Origin of the sequence: Pseudoalteromonas sp. S558 (genome assembly GCF_005886635.1) — a bacterium.
GTDB classification, from domain to species: Bacteria; Pseudomonadota; Gammaproteobacteria; order Enterobacterales; family Alteromonadaceae; genus Pseudoalteromonas; species Pseudoalteromonas aliena.
The window spans coordinates 1-4577 of record NZ_PNDU01000351.1; the positions used below are offsets into that span (position 1 = coordinate 1).

Consider the following 4577-nt stretch of genomic DNA (forward strand, 5'->3'; position numbering starts at 1 on the left):
TTAATTCGTTAAATTGATCAAGGGTTTATGCAGGTTGGTATTAACTGGCTAGTGCCGCTTTCACCTTATCTCGGTAGCTACGGCTTACTTTAAGCTCTTGCCCGTTTTCAAGTACTAATAAATACTCGCCACTAACTTGTGTAACCAATTTACTAATTTGTTTTGTGTTAACAATAGCACTACGGTGAACGCGGACAAACAAATGAGGATCTAACTCTTGCTCTAGCTCTTTCATTGTTTTACGCAATATATGCGTTTGTCCATCTTGGCAATGCAAGCACATATAATCCCCCGCAGCGTCAACCCATTGAATAGTCGCAACTGGGACGCGAATTATTTCGCCCTGCTCTTTTACGGCTAATGATTCTGGGTAGCGCCTGTCTGTTAATGTATCACCTGTCGCTAGTTTTTTTAGTATTTCTTCACAATTATTACCAGTAATACCGGCTACAAAACTCGCTAGTTTTTTCTTATGGGCGTTATCTTGCTGCGTTTTTAAGTAGGTATGCACTTTCTCTACCGCCTGTTTTAGTCTGTTGTCATCAACGGGTTTTAAAATATAATCTAAAGCATGAATTTCAAACGCTTTCACTGCAAATTGATCAAACGCAGTTACAAACACAATCGCAGGGAGTACTTTTGTGCTTTCGCTAAGTGCTCGTGCAACTTCAAAGCCATTCATACCTGGCATTTGAATGTCTAAAAATACCAAATCTATCTTTTCGCTTTTGCATGTTTCTATTGCGTCTGCACCCGAGCTACATAATTTTATCACTTCAATGTCAGCAAACTCTGCAAGCCTAACATCTAAACCTTTGCGTGCTAATGGTTCATCATCAACAATAAGTGTTTTTATTTTTATCATTTCTTCACAGCCTTCTCAAACGGTACTCGCAGATTAACTTTTAATCCACTTGGCGTATTATGTGATAATACAAACGAATAGTTATTTTCGTAGAGCGTTTTTAATCTATCTTTAGTATTTGCAACACCTACACCTTGAGCATTAACCAACTGACCATTTTTTATTTCAGTGCCAGGCCCATTATCACCAACTTCTAGGAGCAGTTCATTGGCAAATACTTGTGCTTTTATATCGATTACGCCGCCATGTGATAAATGAGCTATAGCGTATTTAATCGCATTTTCAATAATAGGTTGCAGTATTAAGCTAGGCACTAGCGCCTCTTTTGCTTGCTCGCTTACTTCTACGTTTACTTTTAATCGCTCGTCAAAGCGTACACGTTCTATTTCTAAGTACAACATCAGAGCATGTAACTCTTGCTCTAATGGCACTTTTTTTATTGGATCCGTGTTTAAGGTATAACGTAAAAAATCACTTAATTTCGATACCATTAAATTAGCATCTTTATTTTCTTTAACCAAAATTAATGTTGAAATAGCATTAAGTGTATTAAATAAAAAGTGAGGGTTTAGCTGGTATCGCAACATTTTTAATTGTGCTTCATGTGCCATCGTTGTTGCTTTAAGCGCTTTTTGACGCTCACCTTGCAACAATTGATAATACTTAACACCAAAATATAAGCCACTCCAGCACAATATAATATAAACCGAGTCTAAGCCCTGTTGTAAATAATAAAACCACTCTTCGGGCCTATAACCATGGCGATAAATTTCCCACAGATTAAACTTTTGAACTACCGCCCATAAAGTGCCTGTTACGTAAGAAGCACCAAACACAACCACCATAAGCACCCAAGGTGAAGCATTCCATACCGTGCGATATATATAACGCAGTGGGACAGTCATCAAACAACCGGCGTAAGCATTGAGCAAAATCACAAACACGTAGATATCGCGCATTTCAAATACTTTAGAGCCGATGTAATTTACAAGCGCATAACCAATCCAGCCTGCAATTTGCAGGAGCCAAAAAAAGCGCTGTCGATTATCAACTAAAGATTGCCAGTTCAAAATTTACGTTTACTCCATAGTGTTAAAGTCTAATTCGACTTACACATTATATAGATTTATCAGAATGTTTAGCACTACCAACTGTCTTAGTTTTTAAGAGCCTTAACGCAAAGTTGTATAGCGCCGATAATAAAAAAGCGAAAGGGTGTGACCTCTCGCTTTTTTAATACTATTTATTAAATAGGTGACTATGCAAGCTTGTCTGAAGCAACCTTGTAAGTTGGATCTTCAATGACATTTACTTCTACTAAATCACGTGCTTTGTGTAATAACTGAGTACAGTCTTTGCTTAAATGACGTAAATGAAGCTGCTTACCCGCTTTAGTGTATTTTTCAGCAAGTGCATCAATTGCTTCTATAGCACTGTGATCTGAAACACGGCTATGTTTAAATTCGACTATTACGTCTTTAGGATCATTTTTAACATCAAATAACTCAGAGAAGTTTTTGACTGAACCAAAGAATAATGGACCGTGTAGTTCATATACTTTAGCACCTTCATTATCAATGTAGTTTGTTGTATATATATGCTTAGCGTGCTGCCAAGCAAATACAAGTGCAGAGACTATAACACCTACACACACGGCAATTGCTAAATCAGTAATAACGGTTACACCCGAAACCAGTACAATCACAAATGCATCAGATAATGGTACACGCTTCATCATTTTGAAGCTTGCCCATTCAAATGTACCAAGTACAACCATAAACATTACACCAACAAGTGCAGCTAATGGGATCATTTCAATTAGGCTTGATGCAAAAATAATAAAACCAAGTAACATAAGCGCAGCACTTATACCGGATAAACGAGAGCGGCCGCCTGAATTTATGTTGATCATAGATTGACCAATCATTGCACAGCCACCCATAGCACCAAACATACCACAAGTAATATTTGCAGCACCTTGACCAATACATTCTTTGTTGCTGTGACCGCGTGTCTCTGTTATTTCATCAATTAAGCTAAGTGTTAATAATGACTCAATTAAACCAATTGCCGCTAATATAAGCGCGTATGGGAAAATAATTTGTAATGTTTCTAAATTAAAAGGCACCATAGGAATATGAAACTCTGGCAGGCCGCCGGCAATTGTAGCGGCTTCATCACCTGTCATTCCTTTTAAGAAATCAAGTACAGTGTGTGCTTCTAAATCAAAACCAATAACTAAACCCGTTACCGTTACAATGGCCACTAAAGAGGAAGGCACTGCGGTGGTTAGCTTGGGTAAAAAATGAATGATAGCCATTGTTAATGCGACTAATCCAAGCATTATAAACAGTGGGCTACCTGTCATCCACTGTTGTCCGCCCATCCCGTCTGGTACTTTAAATTGCCCTAGCTGAGCTAAAAATATAACAATTGCCAAGCCATTCACAAAGCCCAACATAACTGGGTGTGGCACCATTCGGATAAACTTTCCGAGCTTAAATATACCCGCAAGTATTTGCAGTATCCCCATCAATAATACAGTCGCAAATAGATATTCTACACCATGGTCGAGCACTAAACTCACCATTACTACAGCCAATGCGCCAGTAGCACCTGAAATCATACCAGGGCGACCGCCAAATATAGCCGTGATTAAACCAACGATAAACGCGGCATATAGACCAACTAAAGGTTCTACATTTGCAACAAAGGCAAACGCAACAGCTTCTGGTACCAAGGCAAGCGCCACGGTTAATCCAGAGAGAATATCGTTTTTAGCAGAGCTTGGCGCCCTACTGAGTAAGTTAAACATTGAGTTCCTCAAATGGTGTAATGGGTATTAAAAAAGCGCCAAATTCTATCAAATTAGCGCCCAGTTAACAATTGTCATTGTATTGTTAGGCTAAACGGTGTTTAACCTAACAGAAATATATTTTATAGAGGAAGGGCTGTGCTGCGTTTTACGCACGTCATTGTCACATTGGAATGTACTTCTTGTACGTATTCTAAGCTCAATAGGTTATCGCGAACAAAGTGCTCATAACCTTCAATACCTTGTGAGATAATGCGTAACATAAAGTCCATTGTTCCTGCCATAGTGTAACACTCGGTTACTTGATCATAGCTCATGATCAGCTTTTCAAACTCGGCAAGATTCTTTTTCCCGTGATTAGATAAACGTACGTGAGCATAAACGAGCATATCAAAACCAAGTTTCTTTTCGTCTAAAAGAGCAACTTTGCTTTTTATATAACCATCTTGCTCAAGCTTCGCGATACGACGCCAACAAGGAGATTGTGATAAGCCAACTTTATCCGCTATTTCTGCAGTAGATAAACTAGCGTCTTGTTGTAAAAGTGCCAAAATTTGGCGATCTACGTGATTTAGAGACATTTTATTTCTTATTTATCAAATAAACTGGTTAAATTATACAGCTATTTTAAAAAACAGTCTGCTTATTTTTATCTTTTCTAAGTTACTTTCTTAACTCAAACATGAATAGGCATTAACCATATAGCCCACTTACAAATGGATTAGTGTTTTTTTCATCGCCCACTGTCGTGTTATACCAATTGCATTAAATTAGTGATCTATTATAGCGATAAGAAAATAGCTCAAAGGGCAGCGCATGTTTGGCATTTATGCTGCATTATCGACTATTTATGGGAATAACCACCTTGCTCGACGACAACAGCTTGCTTAGTCTCTG

The 4577-nt window shown here is 38.2% G+C and carries 4 protein-coding genes; all 4 read right to left on the reverse strand.

What is annotated here, in order from left to right:
- Positions 1–40: 40 nt before the first annotated feature.
- Positions 41–865 (reverse strand): LytR/AlgR family response regulator transcription factor, encoded by an 825-nt coding sequence (locus CWB66_RS19035; protein ID WP_077538065.1) that lies wholly within the window; start codon positions 863–865, stop codon positions 41–43.
- Positions 862–1935: a sensor histidine kinase gene (locus CWB66_RS19040; RefSeq protein ID WP_077538066.1), complete on the reverse strand. Its 1074-nt coding sequence runs from the start codon at positions 1933–1935 to the stop codon at positions 862–864. Before CWB66_RS19040 ends, CWB66_RS19035 begins: the two co-directional genes overlap by 4 nt.
- 188 nt (positions 1936–2123) lie before the next feature.
- On the reverse strand, positions 2124–3680 hold the full coding sequence (locus CWB66_RS19045) for a SulP family inorganic anion transporter (RefSeq protein WP_138586595.1): 1557 nt from the start codon (positions 3678–3680) through the stop codon (positions 2124–2126).
- 122 nt (positions 3681–3802) lie between these two features.
- Positions 3803–4261, reverse strand: a complete 459-nt coding sequence (locus tag CWB66_RS19050; RefSeq protein WP_077538068.1) for an Lrp/AsnC family transcriptional regulator — start codon at positions 4259–4261, stop codon at positions 3803–3805.
- Between the last annotated feature and the right edge of the window lie 316 nt (positions 4262–4577).